This window comes from Micromonospora sp. WMMD708 (assembly GCF_049315245.1).
Taxonomy (GTDB): domain Bacteria; phylum Actinomycetota; class Actinomycetes; order Mycobacteriales; family Micromonosporaceae; genus Micromonospora; species Micromonospora wenchangensis.
Genome location: NZ_CP186060.1, coordinates 1822244 through 1846983 on the forward strand (window position 1 = coordinate 1822244; position 24740 = coordinate 1846983).

The following is a 24740-nucleotide window of genomic DNA, read 5'->3' on the forward strand; positions in this document are numbered from 1 at the left end:
CCGCGCCGTCGAATAGAAAGTGAAAATCTCTCAGAACCGACGGTTCTTACAGCGATCGTTTCGAATCCGCCACGGCGTGTAACGGTTCGGTCAACCCCGCTTGCTGGGGCTTACGTCGCAGCTTCCCGGTGGGATAACGTCCCGGCCCAGACCGGCGACGACGGTCTGGTTCGTCCGCCCCCGCAAGGGCCAATAGGCAGCGGGTGGTTCGGACCATGCGACGGAGGAGGGTTCCGGCCTTGAGGCAGAAGCTCGCACGCGTGATCGGTGGAGTCGCCATGCTGGCGCTCGTCGCCGGCGGCACCGCTTGCTCCAGCGGCAGCGACGACGAGGCGTCCGGTGGGGACGGCTGCGGTAGCAAGATCGCGTTCTTCGGCGCGCTGACCGGCAGCTCGGCGGCGCTGGGCATCAACGAGAAGAACGGCGTCAAGCTCGCCGTCGAGAAGTACAACAAGGAAAACGCCGACTGCAAGGTCGAGCTGGCCGAGCTGGACTCGCAGGGCAGCCCGGACCAGGCCCCCGGTCTGGCCCAGAAGGCCATCGACGACGCCAAGCTCCTGGGCATCGTCGGCCCGGCCTACTCGGGCGAGTCCGAGGCCGCCGGCCCGCTGTTCAACGAGGCCGGCCTGGTCACCATCACCCCCTCCGCCACCCGCCCCAGCCTCGCCCAGCAGGGCTGGAAGACCTTCTTCCGGGCGGTCGGCAACGACCTGAGCCAGGGTCCGGCGGCCGGCACCTACATCAAGAACGTGATGAAGGCCGACAAGGTCTACGTCATCGACGACCAGTCCGCCTACGGCGCGGGCCTGGCCGACGAGGTCAAGAAGGTCCTCGGCAGCGCGGTCGTCGGCTCGGACAAGGTCCAGGGCGAGGGCAAGCAGACCGAGTTCTCCGGCGTGGTGACCAAGGTCAAGGCGGCCGGCGTCAAGGCCGTCTTCTTCGGTGGCTACTACCAGGAGGCCGGCCTGATCCGCAAGCAGCTCACCGCTGCCGGCGTCACCGCCCCGATGGTCGTCGGTGACGGCTCCAACGACCCGGCGTACATCACCACCGCCGGTGCCGCCGCCGCCGAGGGCACCATCCTCACCTGCCCGTGCGCGCCGGCCGCCGAGGCCCGGGGCACCTTCGTCGAGGAGTTCAAGGCCCTCAACGGCGCCGACCCGGGCACCTACAGCGACACCGCCTACGACGCCGCGAACATCCTGCTCGCCGGCATCAAGGCCAAGAAGACCACCCGCGCCGACCTGCTGGAGTTCGTGAAGAACTACAGCGGCGAGGGCGTCGCGTCGAGCTACAAGTTCGTCGAGGGTGGCGAGCTGGACCCGGCGCAGGTCAAGGTCTGGGCGTTCAAGGTCCAGGGCGGCAAGGTCGTCCCCGACCAGGAGATCCCGAAGGCCTGACCACGGTCGCTGCGAGCGATTGACGACAGATCGCGGGTGCGGCCGGGAGCTCGCTCCCGGCCGCACCACCTGTTTCTCCACACCTGACGGAGCGGCCCTCCCGTGAACTTCGACGGACTGTTCTCCAACTTCGGGGAACTCACCACGACCGGCCTGACACAGGGTGCGATCTACGCCCTGGTCGCGCTCGGCTACACGCTGGTCTACGGCGTACTCAGACTCATCAACTTCGCCCACTCCGAGGTCTTCATCGCCGGCGCGTTCGCCGCCATCTGGACCTGGAACGGCTTCGGACTCGACCAGGACTCCCAGGTCAGCGGGGTCGGCTCGATCCTGTTCTACCTGCTCGTCGCGATGATCGTCGCGGCCATCGCGTCGGCCGGCACGGCGACCGTGATCGAGCGGGTGGCGTACCGGCCGTTGCGTAAGCGCAACGCGCCGCCGCTGGCCTTCCTGATCACCGCGATCGGCGCGTCGATCGCGATCTCGGAGGCGTTCGGCATCTGGACCCGTCGGCGGCCCGAGGGCGCACCGATCCTGATCAGCCAGAAGCCGCTGTTCCACCTCTTCGGGGTGCCGATCGACGGGGTGCAGTTGCTCACCCTCGGCGCCGCGCTGGTGATGATGGTCGCGCTGGACCAGTTCATCAACCGCAGCCGGGTCGGCCGGGGTATCCGGGCGGTCGCCCAGGACGCCAACACCGCCGCGCTGATGGGCGTGAACAAGGACCGGATCATCCTGATGGTCTTCATCGCCGGTGGCACCATGGCCGGCGTCGCCGGCCTGCTCTACGACGTACGGATCCAGAGCCTGACCTACAGCGTCGGCTTCCTGCTCGGCCTGAAGGCGTTCACCGCCGCGGTGCTCGGCGGCATCGGCAACCTGCGGGGCGCCCTGGTCGGCGGCCTGCTGCTGGGTGTGGTGGAGAACTACGCCTCGGGGCTGTTCGGCAGCGAGTGGAAGGACTTCGCCGCCTTCGCCGTGCTGGTGGTGCTGCTGATGTTCCGGCCGACCGGTCTGCTGGGCGAATCGCTGGGAAGGGCACGGGCATGACAACGACGGTTAATCCGCCGACCCCCGAGCAGCAGCAGGGGATCGGGACACGGCTGCGGCACGGCCGCGAGGCCATCGCGCAGCGCTGGCACGACGCCCCGCGCTGGGTGCGCTGGGTGGCGCTGGCGGCGCTGATCGCGTTCTTCTACGCGCTGCCCAACAAGGAGTTCTACCAGTACCTGGGGCCGATCCCGACCACGGGCTCCAACTTCACCCAGGTGCTCTTCACCGTCTCGATCTACGTGCTGCTCGCCGTCGGGTTGAACATCGTGGTCGGCTTCGCCGGCCTGCTCGACCTCGGCTACTTCGGCTTCTTCGCCGTCGGCGCGTACACGGTGGCGGTGCTGACCTCGCCGAGCAGCGACCTCAAGACGCTGTGGCCGTGGCTGCTGGTGGTGCCGATCGCGATCGCCCTCACCATGGTCTCCGGCGTCATGCTCGGCACCCCGACCCTGCGGCTGCGCGGTGACTACCTGGCGCTGGTGACACTAGGCTTCGCCGAGATGATCCGGATCGCGGCGGTCAGCTCCGAGTTCCTCAAGGGCCAGCGGGGCTTCAACCAGATCCCGCACCCGCCCGGCAAGTACGCCGACGGCAAGCCGTTCTTCGGGGTGCTCGACGCCCGCCCGTACTACTGGCTGGTGCTCACGCTGATCATCCTGGTGGTGATCGGGGTGCGGAACCTGACCCACAGCCGGGTCGGCCGGGCCTGGATCTCGATCCGGGAGGACGAGGACGCCGCCCAGCTGATGGGCGTGCCGACGTTCAAGTTCAAGCTCTGGGCGTTCGCCTCGGGCGCGGCGATCGCCGGCCTGGCCGGTGCGCTCTTCGCCGGCAAGCAGAACTTCGTCAACTCGCAGAACTTCGAGCTGCTCAACTCGATCATCATCCTGGCCGCGGTCATCCTGGGCGGCTCGGGCAACATCGTCGGCGCGATCGTCGGCGGCGGCCTGGTGGCGTACATGATCGAGCGGTTCCGCGGCATCGAGCTGTTCGGCGTGGAGCTGTACGAGTACCGGTTCCTCTTCTTCGGCCTGGTGCTCGTGGTGATGATGATCTTCCGGCCACAGGGCCTCATCCCGAACCGGCGACGGGCGGCGGAGTTCAAGGACCGCCGCAAGGAGGTGATCGTCGGTGAGTGACACCGAACAGACCCCGGCCGTTCCGGCCCAGGCGGGCGCGCCCGCCGTCGAGACCGTCCCCGGGCGGGAACCGCTGCTGGAGGTCGACCACGTCACGCTGCGCTTCGGCGGCGTGGTGGCGCTCAACGACGTCGACTTCACCCTCTACAAGGGGGAGATCCTCGGGCTGATCGGCCCGAACGGCGCCGGCAAGACCACCTGCTTCAACGCGATGACCGGCATCTACCAGCCCAGCGAGGGGCAGATCCGGTTCCGCGGCGAGAAGATCAGCGGCAAGAAGCGGCACCAGATCACCCAGATGGGCATGGCGCGGACGTTCCAGAACATCCGCCTCTTCCCGGAGATGACCGCGCTGGAGAACGTGCAGGTCGGTGCCGACGCGCACCACAAGACCAGTGTGGTCTCGGCGCTGTTCCGGCTGCCCCGGCACTGGCGCGAGGAGCGCGAGGGCCGGGAGAAGGCCGAACGGCTGCTGGAGTTCGTCGGCATCCGGCCCCGGATGCACGAGTTCGCCCGCAACCTGTCCTACGGCGAGCAGCGCCGGCTGGAGATCGCCCGGGCCCTGGCCACCGACCCGGTGCTGCTCTGCCTGGACGAGCCGGCCGCCGGCTTCAACCCGGCGGAGAAGGAGGAGCTGCTCCAGCTCATCCGGCAGATCCGCGACACCGGCGTGACCGTGCTGCTGATCGAGCACGACATGCGCCTGGTCATGGGCGTCACCGACCGGATCGTGGTGCTGGAGTTCGGGAAGAAGATCGCCGAGGGGCTGCCCGCCGAGGTGCGGGACAACCCGAAGGTGGTCGCGGCGTACCTGGGGGTACCGGACGATGCTGCTTGAGATTGACGACGTCAGCCTGCTGTACGGGCGCATCCAGGCGCTGCACGGGATCAGCCTGACCGTGGGGGAGGGCGAGATCGTCGCCCTGATCGGCGCGAACGGCGCCGGTAAGTCCACCACCATGCGGGCGATCTCCGGTATCCGGCCGATCGCCTCCGGAGCGATCCGCTTCGAGGGCGAGGACATCTCCAAGCTCCGGGCGGACCTTCGGGTCCGGCGGGGGCTGTGCCAGGCCCCGGAGGGTCGCGGCATCTTCCCCGGCATGACCGTGCTGGAGAACCTCGACATGGGCGCCTACACCCGCCGGGACCGGGCGGGCATCGCCCAGGACCTCAACCGGGTGCTGGAGCTGTTCCCCCGGCTGGCCGAGCGGCGCAAGCAGGCCGGCGGCACCCTCTCCGGCGGCGAGCAGCAGATGCTGGCCGTCGGCCGGGCGCTGATGAGCCGACCCAAGCTGCTGCTGCTCGACGAGCCGTCGATGGGTCTGGCCCCGATGCTGATCCAGCAGATCTTCTCCATCATCACCGAGATCAACGAGCAGGGCACCACGATCCTGCTGGTGGAGCAGAACGCGCAGCAGGCGCTCGCCCGGGCCCACCGGGCGTACGTGCTGGAGACCGGCCGCATCGTCAAGAGCGGTACCGGCGCGGAGCTGCTGCACGACCCGTCGGTCAAAGAGGCCTACCTCGGCGTGGCCTGACCGTCGCCCCCTCGCAAAGGAGTACTGCCATGTTCCACCTCACCCCTGGTCGGCGGGCGGCGTTCGGCGTCGCCGGCGCGACCGCTCTGCTGCTCTCCCTCGCCGCCTGTGGCGAGGAGGAGAGCACCGAGCAGCCCGGCGGCGGCCCGTCGGTCAGCGCGTCGGCGGACACCTCGCTGGCCGACAAGGTCCCCGCGGCCATCAAGGCCGACGGCAAGATCGTCGTGGGCACCGACTCGACGTACGCCCCGGCGGAGTTCCTCGACAACGACGGCAAGACGGTCATCGGCTTCGACGTCGAGCTGTTCACCGCCGTGGCGGCCAAGCTCGGCCTCAAGGCGGAGTTCGTCTCCGCGCCGTTCGGCGACATCATCTCCGGCGTGGGCACCGGCAAGTACGAGGTCGGCGTCTCGTCGTTCACCATCAACGACGAGCGCAAGCAGCAGGCCAACATGGTCAGCTACTTCCAGGTCGGCACCCAGTGGGTGACCAAGAAGGGCAACCCGGCCGGCGTCAAGATCGACGACGCCTGCGGCAAGAAGATCGCCGTGCAGAAGGACACCGTCCAGGTCGAGGACATCCAGAAGCGCTCCAAGACCTGCACCGACGCCGGCAAGCCGGCGATCACCGTCGAGCAGTTCCCCGGTCAGGACGCCGCCACCGCCGCGGTGGTCTCCGGCAAGGACGACGCGATGCTCGCCGACTACCCGGTCGGGGTGTTCGCGGTGACCCAGTCCAACGACGCCCTCGAACTGCTCGACAAGCAGTACGAGGCGGCCCCGTACGGCTACGTGGTCGGCAAGGACCAGGCGGCGTTCGCCGAGGCGGTGCGGGACGCGACCAAGGCGCTGATCGCCGACGGGTCGTACAAGTCGGTGCTGGACAAGTGGAAGGTGGCGGACGGCGCGATCACGGACCCCGCGATCAACCCGTAACAGGTCATGGAATCCCACGACACTTCCACCGTACGGGCGCGGCCGGAGCCTCTCCGCGCCGTGCCCGTACGGCACCCGGGGCGCTGGGTCGCGGTCGCCGTGCTGGCCGTGCTGGTCGCCATGTTCGTCCACCTGCTGGTCACCAACGACGCCTTCAACTGGTCGTTCATGGTGGACAAGATGTTCCGTCCGCCGATCATCGAGGGGCTGCTGCGCGGCACGGTGCTGATGACGGTGAGCGCGATGCTCATCGGCGTCACGCTGGGCGTGGTGGTGGCGGTGATGCGGCTGTCGGACAATCCGATCCTGCGCGGGGTCGCCTGGCTCTACACCTGGTTCTTCCGGGCGGTGCCCCGGCTGGTGCTGCTGGCGGTCTTCGGCAACATCGGCATCCTGTGGAGCCGGATCGAGTTCGGGGTGCCGTTCGACACCCAGCTCGGTCAGCTCTTCGGCATCGACAACCTGCAACTGCGGCTGTTCGGTTTCTCCTCCCGGGACATCCTCACCGGCTTCATGGCCGGCCTGCTGGGGTTGGCGCTGTCCGAGGCGGCCTACATGGCCGAGATCGTCCGGGCCGGCATCCAGTCGGTCGACGAGGGGCAGACCGAGGCGGCCCAGGCGTTGGGCATGAGCCGGGGTCAGCTGCTGCGCCGGGTGGTGCTGCCGCAGGCGATGCGGGTGATCATCCCGCCGACCGGCAACGAGACCATCGCGATGCTCAAGGACACCTCGCTGCTGCTCTACGTGCCGGTGAGCGTGGAGCTGTTCTTCCAGCTCGACGCGGTCGGTAAGCGGACCTTCCAGATCTTCCCGATGTACGTGGCCGCCTGCCTGTGGTACCTCTTCCTGACCAGCATCCTGCTGGTCGGGCAGTACTTCCTGGAGCGGCACTTCGGCAAGGGCTACGGCCCGGCCGGCCGGGCCCGGCTGCGGTTGCGCGGGATGGCGGCGGAGACCGGTGGCGGCGGCAATTCGGGGACGGTGGGTCAGGCATGAGTGAGCTGATTCCCGGCCAGCCGGGCGCGCCCGCCGCCGAGTCGGGCCGGGCCGGTGCGTCGGCCGACGGGTCCGGGCTGATGGTGCGGGCCGAGCAGGTGCACAAGTCGTTCGGGTCGCTGGAGGTGCTCAAGGGCATCGACCTGGAGGTCCGTGCCGGCGAGGTGTGCTGCCTGCTGGGGCCGTCGGGCTCCGGCAAGTCGACCTTCCTGCGCTGCATCAACCACCTGGAGAAGATCAACGCCGGCTCGATCCGGGTCGACGGCGAGCTGATCGGCTACCGGGAGCGCGGTGGCCGGCTGCACGAGATGCGGGAGAAGGAGGTGGCCGCGCAGCGCCGTTCGATCGGCATGGTGTTCCAGCGGTTCAACCTCTTCCCGCACATGACGGTGCTGGGCAACGTGACCGAGGCCCCGGTGCTGCTGGGCCGGGAGAAGAAGGCGGCGGCCCGGGAGCGGGCCGCGCAGCTGCTGGAGCGGGTGGGGCTGGGCGACAAGCTCGGCGCGTACCCGGGCCAGCTCTCCGGTGGGCAGCAGCAGCGGGTGGCGATCGCCCGCGCGTTGGCGATGCGGCCGAAGCTGATGCTCTTCGACGAGCCGACCAGCGCGCTCGACCCGGAACTGGTCGGCGAGGTCCTGGACGTGATGAAGGACCTGGCCCGGGACGGGATGACCATGATCGTGGTGACCCACGAGATCGGCTTCGCCCGGGAGGTCGGCGACACGCTGGTCTTCATGGACGGCGGCGTGGTCGTCGAGTCCGGCGACCCGCGCGAGGTGATCGCCAATCCGCAACACGAGCGGACCAGGACGTTCCTCGCCAAGGTGCTCTGAGTTCCGGGCCACCCCCGGCGTCGGCCGTGCCGCCGCCGGGGGTTGTCGGGGGTACGGACTAGAGTCGCTGCCGTGACAGCTACGACGCCGCGCCTGCTCCTCGTCGACGGACACTCCCTGGCATACCGGGCGTTCTTCGCCCTGCCGGTGGAGAACTTCTCCACCACGACCGGGCAGCCGACCAACGCGGTCTACGGCTTCACCTCGATGCTGATCAACGTGCTCCGCGACGAGCAGCCGACCCACATCGTGGTCGCCTTCGACGTCTCCCGCCGCTCCTTCCGCACCGAGAAGTACGCGGAGTACAAGGCCGGCCGCAGCGAGACCCCGGCCGACTTCAAGGGCCAGGTCAGCCTGGTCAAGGAGGTCCTCGACGCGCTGCGCATCCCGGTCGTCGAGCGGGAGGGCTACGAGGCCGACGACGTCATCGCCACCCTCGCCTGCCAGGCCCGCGACCAGGGCATGCAGGTGCTGATCAGCACCGGCGACCGGGACGCCTTCCAGCTCGTCGGCGACGACGTCACCGTGCTCTACCCGCGCAAGGGCGTCTCCGACCTGGCCCGGATGGACCCGGCGGCGATCGAGGCGAAGTACGGCGTCGGCCCGCAGCGCTACCGTGACCTGGCCGCCCTGGTCGGCGAGACCAGCGACAACCTGCCCGGCATCCCCGGCGTCGGCCCGAAGACGGCCGCCAAGTGGATCAACACCTACGGCGGGGTCGAGGGCGTGATCGCCCACGCCGACGAGATCAAGGGCAAGGCCGGCGACAGCCTGCGCGAGCGGCTCGCCGACGTGATCCGCAACTACGAGATCAACTGCCTGGTCTCCGACCTGGAGCTGCCGGTCCGCCCCGAGGACGCCCGCTGGCAGGGCTGGGACCGCGAGGCCGTGCACCAGGTCTTCGACACCCTCCAGTTCCGCATCCTGCGCGACCGGCTCTACCAGTACCTGGAGGCGGTGGAGCCGGAGGCCGAGGCCGGCTTCGACCTGGCCGGCGAACGGCTCACCGCGCCCGGCGCGCTGGTCGACTGGCTGGCCGAGCACGTCCCCACCGGCACCCAGGTCGGCGTGGCGGTGAAGACCCCGGCCAAGCCGACGAGCCCCCGCGAGCGTTACGAGCCGCAGCTCGAAGCGCTGGCCCTCGCGCTGGCCAGCGGCCCGGCGGCGTGGCTCGACCCGACCACCCTGGCCGAGGCCGACGAACGTGCCCTGGCCGACTGGCTGGCCGATCCCCGCCAGCCCAAGGTGCTGCACGACAGCAAGCACGCCCGGCTGGCGTTCGCCGCGCGGGGCTGGACCCTGGCCGGCGTCACCCGGGACACCGAGCTGGCCGCCTACCTGGCCCGCCCCGACCAGCGCTCCTACGACCTGACCGATCTGGCGCTGCGCTACCTGCACCGCGAGCTGCGGGTAGACGCGCCCGAGACCGGCCAGCTCACCTTCGACGGTCTCGGCGACGACGGCGAGGCCGAGCAGAATCTGATGCTCCAGGCCCGCGCCACCCTCGACCTGGCCGACGCGATCGACGCCGAGCTGTCCCGCGACGGCGAGCAGTCCGCCCGGCTGATGGCCGAGGTGGAGCTGCCCCTGTCCGAGGTGCTGGCCGGGATGCAGCGCGTGGGCATCGGCGCCGACCTGGACTACCTCCAGGAGCTTGAGGCGCACTTCGCGGGCGAGGTGAAGGCCGCCGCCCAGGGCGCGTACGCCGCGGTGGGGCGGGAGTTCAACCTCGGCTCGCCCAAGCAGCTCCAGGAGTTGCTCTTCGGGGAGCTGGGGCTGCCCAAGACCAAGAAGATCAAGACCGGCTACACCACCGACGCCGACGCGCTCCAGTGGCTCTACGCCCAGAACCCGCACCCGGTGCTGGAGCACCTGCTACGCCACCGGGACGTGGCGAAGCTCAAGACCACCGTCGACGGCCTGCTCAAGTCGGTCGCCGACGACGGGCGGATCCACACCACGTTCAAGCAGACCGTGGCGGCCACCGGCCGGCTCTCCTCCACCGACCCCAACCTCCAGAACATCCCGATCCGCACCGAGGAGGGCCGGCGCATCCGCCGGGCCTTCGTGGTGGGCGACGGCTACCAGACGCTGCTCACCGCCGACTACAGCCAGATCGAGATGCGGATCATGGCGCACCTGTCGTTGGACGAGGCGCTGATCGAGGCGTTCAACTCCGGCCACGACTTCCACGCCGCCACCGCGTCGTCGGTCTTCACCGTCGGAGTCGGCGAGGTCACCGCCGACCAGCGCCGCAAGATCAAGGCCATGAACTACGGCCTGGCGTACGGGCTGAGCGCCTTCGGCCTGTCCCAGCAGCTCGGCATCACCGCCGACGAGGCCCGGGGGCTGATGGACAACTATTTCGCCGGATTCGGCGGGGTGCGCGACTACCTGCACGAGGTGGTGGCCCGCGCCCGCCAGGACGGCTACACCTCCACCGTCCTGGGTCGCCGCCGCTACCTGCCCGACCTGGTCAGCGACAACCGGCAGCGCCGGGACATGGCCGAGCGGATGGCGCTCAACGCCCCCATCCAGGGCTCGGCGGCCGACATCATCAAGGTCGCCATGTTGCGCATCGACACCGCGCTGCGCGACGCCGGGCTGCGGTCGAGGATGCTGCTCCAGGTGCACGACGAGCTGGTCTTCGAGGTCGCCCCCGACGAGCGGGAGGCGTTGGAGACGCTGGTCCGCCAGGAGATGGGGGCGGCGTACCCGCTGTCGGTGCCGCTGGAGGTCTCCGTCGGCGTGGGCCGGGACTGGAACAGCGCCGACCACTAGCCCTCGCACTCCACCGCGCCGGCCCGACCAGGGGAGAGATGAGCACACTCACCGATCGCCCGCACACCGCACTGCTCGTCGTCGACGTGCAGTGCGGGGTCGTCGCCGGGGCGTACCGGCGGGACGACGTGGTCGCCAACGTGGCCGCCCTGGTGCGGCGGGCCCGCCAGGAGGGGGTGCCCGTCGTCTGGGTGCGGCACTCCGACGCCCGGCTCGTCCCGGGCGGGGACGACTGGCGGATCGTCCCCGAGCTGGTCCCGGTCGACGCCGAACCGCTCGTCGAGAAGCTCTACGGCGACTCCTTCGAGGACACCGCGCTGGAGTCGGTGCTGGCCGGGCTGCGCGTCGGGCGGCTCGTGGTGGTCGGTGCGCAGACCGACGCGTGCGTCCGGTCGACCCTGCACGGTGCGTTCGTGCGGGGCTACGACACCACGCTGGTCGCCGACGCCCACACCACGCAGGACCGCACGCGGTGGGGCGCGCCGCCGCCCGAGCAGGTCGTCGCGCACACCAACCTCTACTGGTCGTACCAGAAAGCCCCGGGGCGCACGGCGGGCACGGTCGCGACGAAGGACGTCGACTTCGCCACCACGGCCTGACCCCACTCCGCACGTCAGCGCAGCGGGTCGTGACCCCAGTTCATCAGCGACCAGCGCCACTTCGTGTCCCGGACGTCGCCGGCCGGTCGCTGCGCCAGGTGCCGGTGCACGTAGCCGATCACCGTGCGCATGTGCCGGTAGTCGGCGGCGGACAACTCGGCCCGCTTACGGCGTAGCAGGTCGACGATCCGGCGACCCGACGAGTGCCCCACCGACTCGCCGCCACCGGACCGGCCACCCTTGTGCCAGCCGACCTGTTTGGACTCGGGCGTCTGCAACCAGGACGACAGCTCCCCGGGTTTCATGTTCACCGCCTCGGTGAACTCCCGGTAGGTCTGCTGCGGGTCGTCAGCGCGGCTCACGGCGCAACACCTCCGGCCCGGGGAACGCGACCGCTGTGACCGGCCCGGGAGGCGTGGTCACCCTGTCGAAACCGCTGCTCGGCCATGGCCGCCGGGTACCCGGCGACGCTCCCCGGAAACGGGCGCTGCCCGGAAACACCGGCCCGACGACCACCTGGCCGGGCTACGGGGTGATCTCGGCGATCGGCAGCTTGATGTCGAACGGTTCGGTCAGCTCGATCAGCTCGGCGCTGTCGGCGACCAACTCGTACTGCCGCTCCCCGCCGGGGCCGACCCGGTCGCCGATCCGGTACGCGTAGAGGTGCACCGGGTCCTGCTCGACGCGCCAGTAGAACGGGATGCCGGCGGCGGCGTACTCACCGGGTTTGGCGAACCGGTCCACCCGTCGGGTGCCGGGCGAGACGATCTCCACCGCGAGCACGACGTCGGAAGGGCGCAGGCGGAACCGGTCGGCCGGCACCTCGGCCCGGTAGAGCAGCACGTCCGGCTGACGGCTGGTGTTGGGGCTCAACCCGACCCCGACCGCCTGGGCGACCCGCAGACGGGATGGGCTCGGCGCTCATGGCGGCAGCGTACCGCCGGGAACGGGGCGTCAGGGCGCACCGGCGGTGCGACGGTGGCCGTTCGGTGCAGTGGAACGCCGGCCGGTCAGGTGGTGGTCGGTCGGGTGGTGGCCGGCTTCTCGGTGACGAAGATGGCGGTGCCGGGGAAGAGCCGCCCGCGCAGCGGGCTCCACTGCCCCCAGGTCTCCCGGTGGCCGGCCGGCCACTCGGGTTCCACCAGGTCGAGCAGGCGGAAGCCGGCACCGACCAGTTCGCGGATCCGGTCGCCGAGGGTCCGGTGCTGCTCCACGTAGCTGGCCACCCCCCGCTCGTCCTGCTCGACGTAGGGGGAGCGGTCGAAGTAGGAGTGCACGGCGGTCAGCCCGTCCTCGCCGGGGTCGTCGAGGAAGACCCAGCGCATCGGGTGGGTCACCGAGAAGACCCAGCGCCCGCCGGGGCGCAGCACCCGGTGCACCTCGGCCATCAGGGCGGCCGAGTCGGCGACGAACGGGATCGCCCCGAACGCCGTGCAGGCGATGTCGAACGACGCCCCGGCGAACGGCAGTGCCAGCGCGTCGGCCTGCACCAGCGGTACGCGCACCCCGCTGGTGCCGGCGGCGCGGGCGGCGTGCCGCAGCATGCCGGCGGAGAGGTCGAAGGCGACCGGCTCGGCCCCCTGGGTGGCCAGCCAGCGGGCGCAGGACGCCGCGCCGCAGCCGACCTCCAGCACCCGCCGCCCGGCCAGTTCGCCGAGCAGCCGCGCCTCGGATTCGCGCAGCCCCTCCGGGCACCAGCGGAAGTCCACCTCGCCCAGGAAGGCGCCGTGCTCGGCCTGGTAGTCGTCGGCATCGGCGTCCCACCAGCCGCGGTTGGCCCGTCGTGCCTCGGTGTCGCCCACCCGGCGTCGGATCACCCGCTCGTCGTCGTCCACCCGTTCACGCTAGGCCCTGCGGTGGCGTCGTCCGCCGGACCCCGGCGTGCGCGGCGCGGCGGACGGTCGTACGCTGTCGGTCCCGTGGGGTGGATGTGACGGATGAGACAGCGGAGGTGCTTTCCCACCGAAATCTCCGCTTTCGCAGCAGACGAGGTCGTGAGGACCCGGGAGGGCTTGCACGCTGTGGTAATGCAGCGGGTAGGCTAGACGATGCGCTCGTGGATCGTGTACCTCGGCAGGGAGCAGGTGCGCGGTCACCGGAGCACCGATGATCCTCTTCTGGCGATCGTCAGGTGGGGTCGGTGGCGGATCCGCTGGCGCGAACGGGTCACTGCGACACCACGCCTGCTGTGACAACCCATCCGACCGGAGCAACCGCCCACATGACGAGCAGCATCGAGGCCCCCTCGAGCGCCACCCGGGTCACCCACGACGATCTCGGTTCCGAGGAGGCTTTCCTCGCCGCGATCGACGAGACCATCAAGTACTTCAACGACGGCGACATTGTCGAAGGCACCGTCGTCAAGGTCGATCGGGACGAGGTCCTGCTCGACATCGGCTACAAGACCGAGGGTGTCATCCCCTCGCGGGAGTTGTCGATCAAGCACGACGTGGACCCCGCCGAGGTCGTCTCGGTCGGTGACCACATCGAGGCCCTGGTCCTCCAGAAGGAGGACAAGGAGGGGCGGCTGATCCTCTCCAAGAAGCGGGCGCAGTACGAGCGGGCCTGGGGCACGATCGAGAAGATCAAGGACGAGGACGGTGTCGTCCGCGGCTCGGTCATCGAGGTCGTCAAGGGTGGTCTCATCCTCGACATCGGCCTGCGCGGCTTCCTGCCCGCGTCGCTGGTCGAGATGCGGCGGGTGCGTGACCTGCAGCCGTACGTCGGCCGCGAGCTCGAAGCCAAGATCATCGAGCTGGACAAGAACCGCAACAACGTGGTCCTGTCCCGCCGGGCCTGGCTGGAGCAGACGCAGTCCGAGGTGCGCACCGAGTTCCTCAACAAGCTCCAGAAGGGGCAGGTCCGCAAGGGCGTCGTCTCCTCGATCGTCAACTTCGGCGCGTTCGTCGACCTGGGCGGCGTGGACGGCCTGGTGCACGTCTCCGAGCTGTCCTGGAAGCACATCGACCACCCGTCCGAGGTCGTCGAGGTGGGCCAGGAGGTCGAGGTCGAGGTCCTGGACGTCGACCTGGACCGCGAGCGGGTCTCGCTGTCGCTGAAGGCGACCCAGGAGGACCCGTGGCGGCAGTTCGCCCGTACCCACGCGATCCAGCAGATCGTGCCGGGTAAGGTCACCAAGCTGGTGCCGTTCGGCGCGTTCGTCCGGGTCGACGACGGCATCGAGGGCCTGGTCCACATCTCCGAGCTGGCCGAGCGCCACGTGGAGATCCCGGAGCAGGTCGTCCAGGTCGGCTCCGAGGTCATGGTCAAGGTCATCGACATCGACCTGGAGCGTCGCCGGATCTCGCTGTCGCTCAAGCAGGCCAACGAGGGCTTCGTCGAGGGCGAGGAGCACTTCGACCCGACCCTCTACGGCATGGCCGCGACGTACGACAACGAGGGCAACTACATCTACCCGGAGGGCTTCGACCCGGAGACGGGCGAGTGGCTCGAGGGGTACGACAAGCAGCGCGAGACCTGGGAGAACCAGTACGCCGAGGCGCGTCAGCGCTGGGAGGCCCACACCAAGCAGGTGCAGACCTCCCGGGCCGCCGACGCCGAGGCCGCTGCGAACCCGGCCCCGCCGGTCGCCACCGGCGGCACCACCACCTCGACCAGCTCGTCGGCCCCGAGCCGGCAGGCCGAGGAGCCGGCCGGCACCCTGGCCACCGACGAGGCGCTCGCCGCGCTGCGGGAGAAGCTCGCCGGCGGCAAGTGAGCCGGAGGCTGGCCCCCACCGGGTACGACGTCTGACGTCGCACCCGGGTCCGGGTAGCCGCTGACACAGGAGCCCCGCCCCCGATCCGCCACGCGGACCGGGGGCGGGGCTCTGTGCCGTCCCGGGTGCTCCGCTCCCGTCGTCAGCGTGGATACCGCTACATCGCCAACACTGCGGGCTTGCCGGCGTCGGATGCCGCAATATCGGCGACGTTGTGCGGCGACGCGGGTGGGGCGACCCGGCGCGGCGACCCGGGTGCGGGGACCGAGTCGGCCGGGGCGGTGTGGTGGGGTGGGAGGCGATCCGGTTGACTGGGTCGGTGCTGAGGGTGGGTTTGACCGGTGGCATCGGGTCCGGCAAGAGCGCCGTGGCGGCCCGGCTGGCCGAGCGGGGCGCGGTGATCGTCGACTCCGACCGGATAGCCCGGGAGGTGGTGGCACCGGGCACCGAAGGGCTGGCCGCGATCGTCGCCGCCTTCTCCGACCGGGTGCTCACCGCCGACGGGACCCTGGACCGGGCGGCGCTGGGCGCGTTGGTCTTCGCCGACGCGACCGCCCGTCGCCGGCTGGAGGAGATCACCCACCCCCGGGTGCGCGCCCGGTCCGCCGAGGTGTTCGCCGCGGCACCCGCCGACGCGGTGGTGGTCAACGACGTACCGCTGCTGGTGGAGGTGGGGCTCGCGCCGACGTACCACCTGGTGGTGGTGGTGCGCACGGCCGTGGCCACCCGGCTGGAGCGGTTGGTGCGGACCCGGGGGATGAGCCGTGCGGAGGCCGAGCGGCGGATCGCCGCGCAGGCCGACGACGCCCGTCGTGGCGCGGCGGCCGACGTGGTGCTCGACAACGACGGTGGCCTCGACGAACTGCACGCCGCCGTGGACGCCCTCTGGTCGGCACGCCTGGTGCCCTACGAGCGCAACGTGCGGGAGCAGCGGGTGGCCTCGGGCGGTCCGGCGGTGCCGACCGCGTCCGACCCGACCTGGCCGCAGCAGTACGCCCGGCTCGCCGCCCGGATCCGGCACGCGCTGGCCCCCGACGACCTGCGGATCGACCATGTCGGCCCCACCGCCGTCCCCGGGCTGGCCGGGCCGGACGTCATCGACGTGCAGGTGAGCGTGCCGTCGATGGCGCAGGCGGACGGTCCGGTGGCGCGCCGGCTCGCTGACGCCGGCTTCCCGAGGGTGCCCGGCGTCCCGGGGGACCGCCCCCGGTCCGTGGGTCGCGAGGCCGGGACGGGTGGTGGCGGTGACGGGGGCTGGGAGCAGCGGCTGCACGGCAGCGCGGACCCGGGCCGGCCGGTCGCCGTGCACCTGCGGGTGGCGGGCTCGGCCGGCTGGCGGCACGCCCTGCTGATGCGTGACCACCTGCGTGCCGACCCCGATCGCCGGGCGGCGTACCTGGTGGTGAAGCGGGAGCTGGCGGCGGCGGCGCCGGACGGCGGAGGGTCCGGCACCGCCGACGACCCGTGGTTCGCCGAGGAGTACCTGCGGGCGCAGGACTGGGCGGCGCAGACCGGCTGGCGGCCCTGACCGGCTGGCGGCACTGAACGCGTCCTGCCGGGTCAACGGGGCCGGGTCAACGGGGCCGGGTGGGCGGGGGCGGTTTCCGGTGGGCGGGGACGATCCCCGCCGGCAGCGGTCCGGGGGTCAGCTCCAGTTGTGCCCACAGCCCGCCGGTGGTGCGCAGCTCCAACCGGTGCAGGAAGCCGGAGCGGTCCAGCCAGTACCGCAGCCGTTGGCCCTGGCGGCGTACCTCGAACACGTCCACCGGGCGGCCGGCCCGCCGGTCGCTGCGGACGTGGACCGTGGTGGTGGCGTCCGGGGCCGGCCCGGCGGCCCGTAGCGCCGCGTCGAGCAGCACGTCCAACTCGTCGACCGGCTGGCCCACGAGCCGCCAGCCGGCCCCGGTCGGCAGCGGCAGCGGCGGCGTCGCTGACGGGCCGGTGGCCGCGGTGTGCGGTCCGACCGGTACGTCCGCCCGGGCGAAGCCGGCCCGGTCCCGACGCCGCAGCGTCCGGCGGCCGAGGGTGTCCAGTTCGGCGACGGACAGGTAGGCGACGCCGGCCGACCAGCTCAGCCAGCCGCCGCCGCGAAGGTTGGCGGCGCTGCCGAGGGGCGCGGTCACGGTGACGGTCGCGCTCCCGGTCCCGGTCCGCAGCCGGGTGGCGAGCCGGCCCAGCCGGGCGGTCTCCTCGTCGGTGGCGGCGCGGGGCAGTCCGGGCCGTCCGCCGAGCGCGTCGACGGGCCAGGGTGTGGGCCGGTCAACCCGGTCCAGGTCCACCGTGATCGGGGTGCCGTCGGCGAGCCGACCCGACCAGCGGCGCAGCCGCGCGTCGCGGTCCACCCACCAGCGCGGGTCGGCGTCGTCGGCCGCCCGCCCGCCGGCCGTGGTGTCGACGGACGACGGGGCGGCGGATGTGGTGGTAACGGGTGCGGGGGGCGGCCACAGCGCGGCCTGGAGGATGTCGACCGGGTCGCCGCCGAGGGTCTCCCGGCCGAGCCACCGGCCACCACCGGCACGTAGCGGTGCGGCGGGCGCCGGCCGGTCCGCGGCGAGCGCGAAGAGCACGGTGAGCGCCCCGGCCAGCCCCCGCCCGGGTGGCGGGTTCCGCCGCCGCCAGCGGTCACCGGGCGGCACCAGGGGAGGCCGGGCCGGGGTCACGATCGCGGCGGGGTCGGGGCGCTGCACCACCGCCGACGGGGTGGCCTGCACCAGGCCCCGGTCCTGCCCGGCCCCCGGGCCGCCGACGTCGAGGTAGGCCAGCGGGCGGGACCAGTCGACCCAGCCGACCAGGTCGGTGCGGCCGGCCCCGGTGCCGACGGCCACCCGTACCCCGGCCCGGACGTCCCGGTAGGTGCCGACCCGGACGGCGGCGAGCCGCTCGGCCTCCTCGTCGGTGAGCGCCCGCGTCGTGGCGGTCGGGGCGGAGGTGCCGGCGAGCAGGCCGGCCACGAGGGTGGCGGCGGCGGTGACGGCGACCACGACCAGGGCGACCAGGGTGATCCGCCGCCGGCCCGACGGGCCCTCCGCCGGGGCGTGGCGGTGGTGGCGGCCGGCGCGGCGGACGCCCGGACCGCCCCCCGGTGGGCGTGGTTGCTGGTCGGGCGAGGTGTCCACGTGTGGTTGAACGGGCCGGCCGGGGCGGAGTGACGCCACCGGGGCGGGCGGGGCGGCCCCGGGTGCCGGTGGGTGGCGCCGGGTGCCGGTGGCGGCCCTCGGGGGGCGGTGGGAGCCACGTGCAGGGGCGCTCGCGGCGGCCGGTCTGCGCCAGGGGCGCGACCACGCGGGATGCGCACGCCGGTGATGTCCGGGTGCTGCGACCCCAGGTGCCGGGCGGTGGGAGCCTGTCGAGGGCCCGGCCACCGTCGCGGTCGGCCGCCGCGAGCGGCCTACGGTGTCCAGGCTAGCCCGCTGGGATGTGGGCCACAATGGCAATATCGAAGCTGATCACCGGGCTGTCCGGCGATCGCGGGGAAGTGTCGGACCCGCGGCGTACCGTGGGGACCATGGCGCTCGACATTCCCCGGCTCGACGGTCGCTTTCAGGTCGTCAGCGAGTTCCAGCCGGCCGGCGACCAACCGGCAGCCATCGATGATCTTGAGCGTCGGGTGCGGCGCGGTGATCGTAACACCGTGCTGCTCGGCGCCACCGGCACCGGCAAGAGCGCCACCACGGCGTGGCTGGTCGAGCGGCTGCAACGGCCGACCCTGGTGCTCGCCCCCAACAAGACCCTCGCCGCCCAGCTCGCCAAGGAGTTCAGCGAGCTGCTCCCGCACAACTCGGTGGAATATTTCGTCTCCTACTACGACTACTACCAGCCCGAGGCGTACATCCCGCAGACCGACACCTACATCGAGAAGGACTCCTCGATCAACGAGGAGGTCGAGCGGCTGCGGCACAAGGCGACCATGTCGCTGCTCACCCGGCGGGACACGATCGTGGTGGCGACCGTCTCGGCCATCTACGGCCTGGGCACCCCGGAGGAGTACCTCGACCGGGCCGTGCGGGTCGTCGTCGGGCAGGAACTCGACCGCGACCAGTTGCTGCGCCGCCTGGTCGACATCCAGTACACCCGCAACGACATGGCCTTCCAGCGGGGCACGTTCCGGGTCCGGGGCGACACGCTGGAGATCATCCCGGCGTACGAGGAGCTGGCCGTCCGGATCGAGCTGTTCGGCGACGAGGTGGAGAAGCTCTACTACCTCAACCCGCTCACCGGCGACGTGGTCAGGGAGGTCGACAATCTGTTGATCTTCCCGGCCACCCACTACGCGGCCGGCCCGCAGCGGATGGAACGGGCCACCCGGGACATCGAGGTCGAGCTGGCCGAGCGGCTGGCCGAGCTGGAACGGCAGGGCAAGCTGCTGGAGGCGCAGCGGCTGCGGATGCGCACCACCTACGACCTGGAGATGATGCGGCAGGTCGGCTTCTGCTCCGGCATCGAGAACTACTCGATGCACATCGACGGCCGGCTGCCCGGCAGCCCGCCGCACTGCCTGCTCGACTACTTCCCCGACGACTTCCTCACCGTGGTCGACGAGTCGCACGTCACCATCCCGCAGATCGGCGGCATGTTCGAGGGCGACGCCTCGCGCAAGCGGATGCTCATCGACCACGGGTTCCGGCTGCCCAGCGCCGCCGACAACCGGCCGCTGCGCTTCGACGAGTTCCTGGAGCGGGTCGGGCAGATGGTCTTCCTCTCCGCCACCCCCGGTCCCTGGGAGCTGGAGCAGGCCCAGGGCGAGTTCGTCGAGCAGGTCATCCGCCCCACCGGCCTGATCGACCCGGAGGTCGTGATCAAGCCGACCAGGGGGCAGATCGACGACCTGATGCACGAGATCAAGCTGCGCACCGAGCGCGACGAGCGGGTGCTGGTCACCACGCTGACCAAGAAGATGGCCGAGGACCTGTCCGACTACCTGCTGGAGAACGGCATCCGGGTGCGTTACCTGCACTCCGAGGTCGACACCCTGCGCCGGGTGGAGCTGCTGCGTGAGTTGCGCAAGGGCGACTACGACGTGCTGGTCGGCATCAACCTGCTGCGGGAGGGTCTCGACCTGCCCGAGGTCTCCCTGGTGGCGATCCTCGACGCCGACAAGGAGGGCTTCCTGCGCAGCGGCCGGTCGCTGATCCAGACCATCGGCCGGGCCGCCCGTAACGTCTCGGGTCAGGTCCACATGTACGCCGACAAGATCACCCCCTCGATGGCGTCGGCGATCGACGAGACCAACCGCCGCCGGGCCAAGCAGATCGCGCACAACGAGGCACACGGGATCAGCCCCGAGCCGCTGCGCAAGAAGATCCACGACATCCTCGACGACATCTACCGGGAGGCGGAGGACACCGAGAACGCCCGGGTCGGCGGGGCTGCCCGGCAACTGTCCCGGGGTAAGGCCCCAGTCAAGGAGACCCGCAGTCGCGGTCGGGCCACCGCCGGCACGCCGTCGCGGGAGGGGATGGCCCGCGCCGACCTGGCACAGCTCATCCAGGAGCTCAACGACCAGATGCTCGCCGCCGCCCGGGAGTTGCAGTTCGAGCTGGCCGCGCGGATCCGCGACGAGGTCGCCGACCTCAAGAAGGAACTGCGGGGGATGGACGCCGCCGGGGTGAAGTGACGGGCGGACCGGTGCTGGACGAGGTGTGTGTCGGCCTGCCGGCAGCCCGGCTACGTCCCGTCGTGGGTCGGTACCTGGGCTACCGGGAGGGTGTTCCGGTCGGCGTGGCGTCCGGGCGGGGCGCGCCGCCACTGGTCCGGCATGAGGCGGCCGGCGCGTTCGTGGTCCTCATCCTCGGCTGGGGTGCCCCGCTCGACGTGCTGAACCCGCGCTCGGCGGCACACAGCGCGTACCGGGTGGACTCGTTCGTGGCCGGGCCGTACGACGGCTACTGCACGACCTCGACGGCCGGTGCCGGTGCGGGGGTGCAGTTGACGCTCACCCCGCCGGCGGCCCGCCGGGTGCTCGGGGTGCCGCTGGGGGAGTTGGCCAACCGGGCGGTGGCGGTCGACGGGCTGCCCGACCCGTGGCTCGACCGGCTGCGGGTCCGGCTGGCCGGGGCACCGGACTGGCCCCACCGGTTCGCCCTGCTCGACGCGGCGCTCGACGCCCGGCTGGCGGACGCCGACCCGGTCGATCCGCACCTCGGCCGGGCCTGGGAACTGCTCGCCGGCTCGGCCGGCCACCTCGGCATCGGCGCGTTGGCCGGCGAACTCGGGTGGAGCCGCCGGCACCTGGCCGCGCGGTTCCGCCGGGAGCTGGGGCTGGGCCCGAAGACGACCGCCCGGCTGCTGCGTTTCCAGCGGGCGTACGCGATGCTGGGCCGGCAGGACGCGGTGTCCGCCCCGCCGGACCCCGCCGGGCCGGCGGACCGCCGGACAGGGCCAGCGGACGGCTGGGCCGAACTGGCGGCGCGCTGGGGGTACTACGACCAGTCGCACCTGATCCGGGAGTTCCGGGAGTTCACCGGGATGACCCCGGCGGCACTGGGTCGGCCGGGTTCCCATTCGTCCAATCCGGGCTGAGCGCCGGCCGGCACACTCGACGCATGACGAGCATCTACCCCACCTTCCGGTACCCCGACGCACGGGCGGCGATCGACTGGCTCTGCGCCGCGTTCGGGTTCCGGGTCCATGCGGTGCACGACGGTCCGGACGGCACGGTGGCACACGCCGAACTGGCGCTCGGCGACGGCATCGTCATGCTCGGCACCGGCCGGGGTCGACCGGACCGGCCGGCCGACGACGACTACGCCGTCTATGTGGCGGTCGACGACCCGGACGCCCACCACGATCGCGCGCGGGCGGCCGGGGCGGAGATCATCCGGGCGCCGTTCGACACCGACTACGGTTCCCGGGACTACGCGGCCCGGGACCTCGCCGGCAACGTCTGGTCGTTCGGCACCTACCGGCCCTGACCGGGGTGCCCCGAACGGCCGCCGTGGAGACGGGGGGCTGCCGTTCGGGGCCGTCCGGCGGCGGCGTGACCTGAGAGCTACTCAGATAGGCATTGCGGTGTGCAAGCAAACTGTTGCCCTGGGTGATGATCCTGCGTACCCTCCCTCGTGGGGAGGCCGGGATGCCATTGTCATCGAGTCCTGTCATTCGACGCGCGAGGCTCGGCGCCGAACTGCGCCAGTTGCGCAGGCGGGAGGCGCTGACCCTGGAACAGGTCTGCGCCCGGTTGGGCTGGGCCTCCACCTCCAAGCTGTCCCGCATCGAGCTGGGACAGAGCCGGCCCGACCTCGCCGACGTGCTCGACCTGCTCGACATCTACGAGGTCCCGTCGCCGCAGCGGGAGGCGCTGATCGTCATCGCCCGCGACGCGGCGACCGGGCGCGGCTGGTGGAAGGCGCTCGGCGAGATGAGCGAGCGGCAGCGCACCTACGCCGAGCTGGAGGCGGGCGCGGCGACCATCGTGGAATACCAGCCGGCGGTGCTGCCCGGCCTGCTCCAGGCACCCGGCTACGCCCGGCTGCGGATCACGGCCGGCCGGCTGCTGCACCCGGACGTCGACGTCGAGGCCGACCTGCGGGCCCGGCTCACCCGGCAGGGGCTGCTGCGCCGCCCCGACCCGCCGCACTACACGGCCCTGCTCGACGAGCGGGTCTGCGATCCCGCCGGCCTGCCCGCCGACATGTGGCACGAGCAGTTGGAGCACCTGCTGGCCCTGGCCGAGCTGCCGCACGTGACGATCCGGGTGGTGCCCGGGACGGCGGCCCCGCGTGGTGGGGCGTACCCGTTGACCGCCTTCTCGTGTTACTCGTTCCCCGACCCGGCCGACCCGCGCACGGTGATGCTGGAGGCGTTGACCACCGACGTGCGGCTGGCCTCCGAGGTCGACGTCGGGCGCTACGACAGGATGACCGGCTGGCTGTCCGCCGCCGCGCTCAGCGCGGCGGAGACGGCGGAGCTGCTCCGCCGCCGGGTCGCCGCCCTCGCCGCCGGTACGGCCGGTCCGGCGGCGGACGACCTGGCCGGGTGGGACGCTCGGGAGAGCGCCGATGTGCCGTCCCCCACCCCGGAGGGCGCCGGTCGGGCGGACTCACCGGTAACGGTTGAAGCCACCCTCGGAGTCGATGACCTGGCCGGTGATCCAGTCCGCCTCCCGTGAGCAGAGGAAACGCACCAGCCGGGCGGCCTCCTGCGGGGTGCCCCAGCGGCCGGACGGGAAGAGTGCCGCCACCGCGGCGTGCGCCTCGGGTGGGGCGTAGCCGGTGTCGGTCGGCCCGGGGTTGAGGCAGTTGACGGTGATCCCGCGGGGCATCAGCACCGGGGCGAGTTGCGCGGCGAGGTTCTCCACCCCGGCCTTGCTGGCCGCGTAGGCCAACTCGTCGGGCATCGGGCCGAGGCGCTGGCCGCTGGAGAAGAGCACCAGCCGGCCGCCCGACCCGGCGGTGAAGGCGGTGGCGAACGCGTCGGCCAGCAGCAGCGTGGCCCGGACGTTCACCAGCAGGTGCCTGTCGATTTCTGTGGCGTCCAATCCGCCCAGGCTGGTGGGGGTGGAGTAGGCGTGGGTCGCCACCACGCCGTCGAGCCGGCCGTGCCGGCGTACCGCCTCGGCGACCAGCGCGGCCGGGGCAGCCGGGTCGAGCAGGTCGGCCGCAGTGTAAGCGGTGACCCCGCCCAGCTCGGCCAGCAGCGCCGGTACGCCCTGCGGGTCGCCGCCGTAGGGCTGCGCCTCGTCGTAGCCGGGCAGCCCGGTCAGCAGCAGCCGGTGCCCGTCGGCGGCGAGGATGCGGGCGACCGCCGCGCCGATGCCGATCCGGCGGCTCACCCCGGTCACCAGGAACACCCGTGCGGTCATCCGGGCAGTCAACCGGCCCGCCGTGGCGGACGCCACGGATTAACCCCGCACGACGCCCACCGCCGGTGCGTCGACGGGCTGCCGAGGCCGCCCCGGTGGCGAGGGTGGGCCGAGGCTGCGGGTGGCGACGGTGCGCCGGGGCGGTCGGTGGCGGCGGTGACGGCGGGGCCGGCCGGTCACCGGGGTCGACCCGGCGGCCGGCGGCCACGACGGCTCACCGCGCGAGCACCGGACCCGGCACCCCCGAACGTGTCGGGACCGGTCGCCGCGCGTGCGCCGCACGGTATCCCAGGGGTACGACAGATTCGGATCGACCGGAGTAAATTTTTCAGGAAGTTGTCGGAGGCCGTCGGGACGCCGGCCGGACCGCGGTGCCGACCCGGCTCAGGCCGGTACGTCGACGAAGTGCTCGACCCGGGGTGGACCGGCGAAGTGCGGGCCGATCAGCGCCCGCCACCTGCCGAACGCCTCGGTGGCCCGGAAGTTGTCCTCGTGTGCCTGCACCGAGTCCCACTCGACCAGCAGCACGAATCGGGAGGGGGACTCGATGCCCCGGGTCATCCGGACCGAGCGGCATCCCTCGGCGGCGACGATGATGGCGTGCGCCTGCGCGTAGGCGGCGGCGAAATCGTCCTCGTGTCCGGGCAGTACGTCGATGAGCGCGACCTCAAGCACCATGCCGACAGCCTGCCACGCCGCACCCCGCCCGTGGTGCGCCGGGGCGACTCCACCCCCGATCCCGCAGAACGCCACCAATCAGGCGTTTCCCGCTACACCTAGCCTCCTAGGATGCCCAGGCGGTGTGGTCCGGAGGGGAGCGGACGGCCAGGTCGGGTGAGGTCGGAACGTGATGCTGCCGGCAATGCACGCCGCAGGAGATGCGCCCGCAGCCCTCGATGGTGAACAATGGCGGCCGAGGAGGGGAGTATTCCCCCGCGACGGAGT

20 protein-coding genes and 2 pseudogenes are annotated in these 24740 nt (G+C 71.8%); 16 read left to right on the forward strand and 6 right to left on the reverse strand.

The genetic code is table 11. The features are described 5' to 3' along the window. Positions 1 to 239 precede the first annotated feature (239 nt). The 10 genes from ACN260_RS08310 to ACN260_RS08355 all read left to right on the forward strand — a co-directional run bounded on the left by ACN260_RS08310 (position 240) and on the right by ACN260_RS08355 (position 11277). Positions 240 to 1400: a branched-chain amino acid ABC transporter substrate-binding protein gene (locus ACN260_RS08310; RefSeq protein WP_422755413.1), complete on the forward strand. Its 1161-nt coding sequence runs from the start codon at positions 240 to 242 to the stop codon at positions 1398 to 1400. A gap of 102 nt (positions 1401 to 1502) precedes the next feature. Further along, complete coding sequence (locus tag ACN260_RS08315) at positions 1503 to 2453, forward strand: branched-chain amino acid ABC transporter permease (protein WP_088643114.1); 951 nt, start codon at positions 1503 to 1505, stop codon at positions 2451 to 2453. After that, positions 2450 to 3595 (forward strand): branched-chain amino acid ABC transporter permease, encoded by a 1146-nt coding sequence (locus tag ACN260_RS08320; protein ID WP_422755414.1) that lies wholly within the window; start codon positions 2450 to 2452, stop codon positions 3593 to 3595. The genes ACN260_RS08315 and ACN260_RS08320 overlap by 4 nt, the downstream gene beginning before the upstream one ends. Next, positions 3588 to 4433 carry an ABC transporter ATP-binding protein gene (locus tag ACN260_RS08325; RefSeq protein ID WP_422755415.1) on the forward strand — a complete coding sequence of 282 codons (846 nt, stop codon included), beginning with the start codon at positions 3588 to 3590 and terminating at the stop codon, positions 4431 to 4433. The genes ACN260_RS08320 and ACN260_RS08325 overlap by 8 nt, the downstream gene beginning before the upstream one ends. Further along, on the forward strand, positions 4423 to 5133 hold the full coding sequence (locus ACN260_RS08330; protein WP_088643117.1) for an ABC transporter ATP-binding protein: 711 nt from the start codon (positions 4423 to 4425) through the stop codon (positions 5131 to 5133). The genes ACN260_RS08325 and ACN260_RS08330 overlap by 11 nt, the downstream gene beginning before the upstream one ends. A 29-nt stretch (positions 5134 to 5162) precedes the next feature. Beyond that, entirely contained in the window at positions 5163 to 6068 is a 906-nt protein-coding gene (locus ACN260_RS08335; RefSeq protein WP_364311808.1) for an ABC transporter substrate-binding protein, read from the forward strand. Between the two features lie 6 nt (positions 6069 to 6074). Then, complete coding sequence (locus tag ACN260_RS08340; RefSeq protein ID WP_422755416.1) at positions 6075 to 7064, forward strand: amino acid ABC transporter permease; 990 nt, start codon at positions 6075 to 6077, stop codon at positions 7062 to 7064. A gap of 80 nt (positions 7065 to 7144) precedes the next feature. Beyond that, positions 7145 to 7897: an amino acid ABC transporter ATP-binding protein gene (locus ACN260_RS08345; RefSeq protein ID WP_422756659.1), complete on the forward strand. Its 753-nt coding sequence runs from the start codon at positions 7145 to 7147 to the stop codon at positions 7895 to 7897. A 72-nt stretch (positions 7898 to 7969) separates the two neighbouring features. Then, positions 7970 to 10678, forward strand: coding sequence for a DNA polymerase I (gene polA, locus ACN260_RS08350; RefSeq protein ID WP_422755417.1), 2709 nt, complete (start codon positions 7970 to 7972; stop codon positions 10676 to 10678). Positions 10679 to 10716: 38 nt separating this feature from the next. Further along, complete coding sequence (locus tag ACN260_RS08355) at positions 10717 to 11277, forward strand: isochorismatase family protein (protein WP_422755418.1); 561 nt, start codon at positions 10717 to 10719, stop codon at positions 11275 to 11277. 17 nt (positions 11278 to 11294) lie between these two features. Here ACN260_RS08355 and ACN260_RS08360 read toward each other — a convergent pair. The 3 genes and pseudogenes from ACN260_RS08360 to ACN260_RS08370 form a co-directional block, all read right to left on the reverse strand. Continuing rightward, positions 11295 to 11639: pseudogene (locus ACN260_RS08360) on the reverse strand (DUF3140 domain-containing protein); the annotation flags it as partial. A gap of 163 nt (positions 11640 to 11802) precedes the next feature. After that, complete coding sequence (locus tag ACN260_RS08365; protein ID WP_422756660.1) at positions 11803 to 12180, reverse strand: Uma2 family endonuclease; 378 nt, start codon at positions 12178 to 12180, stop codon at positions 11803 to 11805. 107 nt (positions 12181 to 12287) lie between these two features. Further along, positions 12288 to 13112: a class I SAM-dependent methyltransferase gene (locus ACN260_RS08370; RefSeq protein ID WP_422755419.1), complete on the reverse strand. Its 825-nt coding sequence runs from the start codon at positions 13110 to 13112 to the stop codon at positions 12288 to 12290. Positions 13113 to 13498: 386 nt separating this feature from the next. On the opposite strand from ACN260_RS08370, the gene rpsA reads away from it, so the two are divergent. Together rpsA and coaE are read left to right on the forward strand one after the other, a co-directional pair. Next, positions 13499 to 14995, forward strand: a complete 1497-nt coding sequence (gene rpsA, locus ACN260_RS08375; protein WP_088643126.1) for a 30S ribosomal protein S1 — start codon at positions 13499 to 13501, stop codon at positions 14993 to 14995. Between the two features lie 319 nt (positions 14996 to 15314). After that, positions 15315 to 16523: a dephospho-CoA kinase gene (coaE, locus tag ACN260_RS08380; RefSeq protein WP_422755420.1), complete on the forward strand. Its 1209-nt coding sequence runs from the start codon at positions 15315 to 15317 to the stop codon at positions 16521 to 16523. Between the two features lie 46 nt (positions 16524 to 16569). On the opposite strand, the gene ACN260_RS08385 is transcribed toward coaE, so the two are convergent. Then, on the reverse strand, positions 16570 to 18111 hold the full coding sequence (locus ACN260_RS08385) for a hypothetical protein (protein WP_422755421.1): 1542 nt from the start codon (positions 18109 to 18111) through the stop codon (positions 16570 to 16572). A gap of 389 nt (positions 18112 to 18500) precedes the next feature. Between ACN260_RS08385 and uvrB the strand changes: the two genes are divergently transcribed. The 4 genes and pseudogenes from uvrB to ACN260_RS08405 all read left to right on the forward strand — a co-directional run. Then, positions 18501 to 20609 carry an excinuclease ABC subunit UvrB gene (gene uvrB, locus ACN260_RS08390; RefSeq protein WP_422755422.1) on the forward strand — a complete coding sequence of 703 codons (2109 nt, stop codon included), beginning with the start codon at positions 18501 to 18503 and terminating at the stop codon, positions 20607 to 20609. Further along, entirely contained in the window at positions 20606 to 21514 is a 909-nt protein-coding gene (locus ACN260_RS08395) for a helix-turn-helix domain-containing protein (RefSeq protein ID WP_422755423.1), read from the forward strand. Before uvrB ends, ACN260_RS08395 begins: the two co-directional genes overlap by 4 nt. A gap of 23 nt (positions 21515 to 21537) precedes the next feature. Further along, on the forward strand, positions 21538 to 21906 hold the full coding sequence (locus ACN260_RS08400) for a VOC family protein (protein WP_422755424.1): 369 nt from the start codon (positions 21538 to 21540) through the stop codon (positions 21904 to 21906). 161 nt (positions 21907 to 22067) lie between these two features. Next, positions 22068 to 22925: pseudogene (locus ACN260_RS08405) on the forward strand (helix-turn-helix domain-containing protein); the annotation flags it as partial. 108 nt (positions 22926 to 23033) lie between these two features. Here ACN260_RS08405 and ACN260_RS08410 read toward each other — a convergent pair. Together ACN260_RS08410 and ACN260_RS08415 are read right to left on the reverse strand one after the other, a co-directional pair. Next, positions 23034 to 23795 (reverse strand): SDR family oxidoreductase, encoded by a 762-nt coding sequence (locus tag ACN260_RS08410; protein ID WP_422755425.1) that lies wholly within the window; start codon positions 23793 to 23795, stop codon positions 23034 to 23036. A 384-nt stretch (positions 23796 to 24179) separates the two neighbouring features. Beyond that, complete coding sequence (locus ACN260_RS08415; RefSeq protein ID WP_302746431.1) at positions 24180 to 24473, reverse strand: antibiotic biosynthesis monooxygenase family protein; 294 nt, start codon at positions 24471 to 24473, stop codon at positions 24180 to 24182. Positions 24474 to 24740: the final 267 nt, after the last annotated feature.

Coding starts and splice junctions, on each gene's coding strand:
- ACN260_RS08345 (WP_422756659.1), top strand. CDS start 7,145: ATGGTGCGGGCCGAGCAGGTGCACAAGTCGTTCGGGTCGCTGGAGGTG.
- ACN260_RS08400 (WP_422755424.1), top strand. CDS start 21,538: ATGACGAGCATCTACCCCACCTTCCGGTACCCCGACGCACGGGCGGCG.
- ACN260_RS08340 (WP_422755416.1), top strand. CDS start 6,075: ATGGAATCCCACGACACTTCCACCGTACGGGCGCGGCCGGAGCCTCTC.
- ACN260_RS08330 (WP_088643117.1), top strand. CDS start 4,423: ATGCTGCTTGAGATTGACGACGTCAGCCTGCTGTACGGGCGCATCCAG.
- rpsA (WP_088643126.1), top strand. CDS start 13,499: ATGACGAGCAGCATCGAGGCCCCCTCGAGCGCCACCCGGGTCACCCAC.
- uvrB (WP_422755422.1), top strand. CDS start 18,501: ATGGCGCTCGACATTCCCCGGCTCGACGGTCGCTTTCAGGTCGTCAGC.
- ACN260_RS08335 (WP_364311808.1), top strand. CDS start 5,163: ATGTTCCACCTCACCCCTGGTCGGCGGGCGGCGTTCGGCGTCGCCGGC.
- ACN260_RS08355 (WP_422755418.1), top strand. CDS start 10,717: ATGAGCACACTCACCGATCGCCCGCACACCGCACTGCTCGTCGTCGAC.
- ACN260_RS08410 (WP_422755425.1), bottom strand. CDS start 23,795: ATGACCGCACGGGTGTTCCTGGTGACCGGGGTGAGCCGCCGGATCGGC.
- ACN260_RS08320 (WP_422755414.1), top strand. CDS start 2,450: ATGACAACGACGGTTAATCCGCCGACCCCCGAGCAGCAGCAGGGGATC.
- ACN260_RS08415 (WP_302746431.1), bottom strand. CDS start 24,473: ATGGTGCTTGAGGTCGCGCTCATCGACGTACTGCCCGGACACGAGGAC.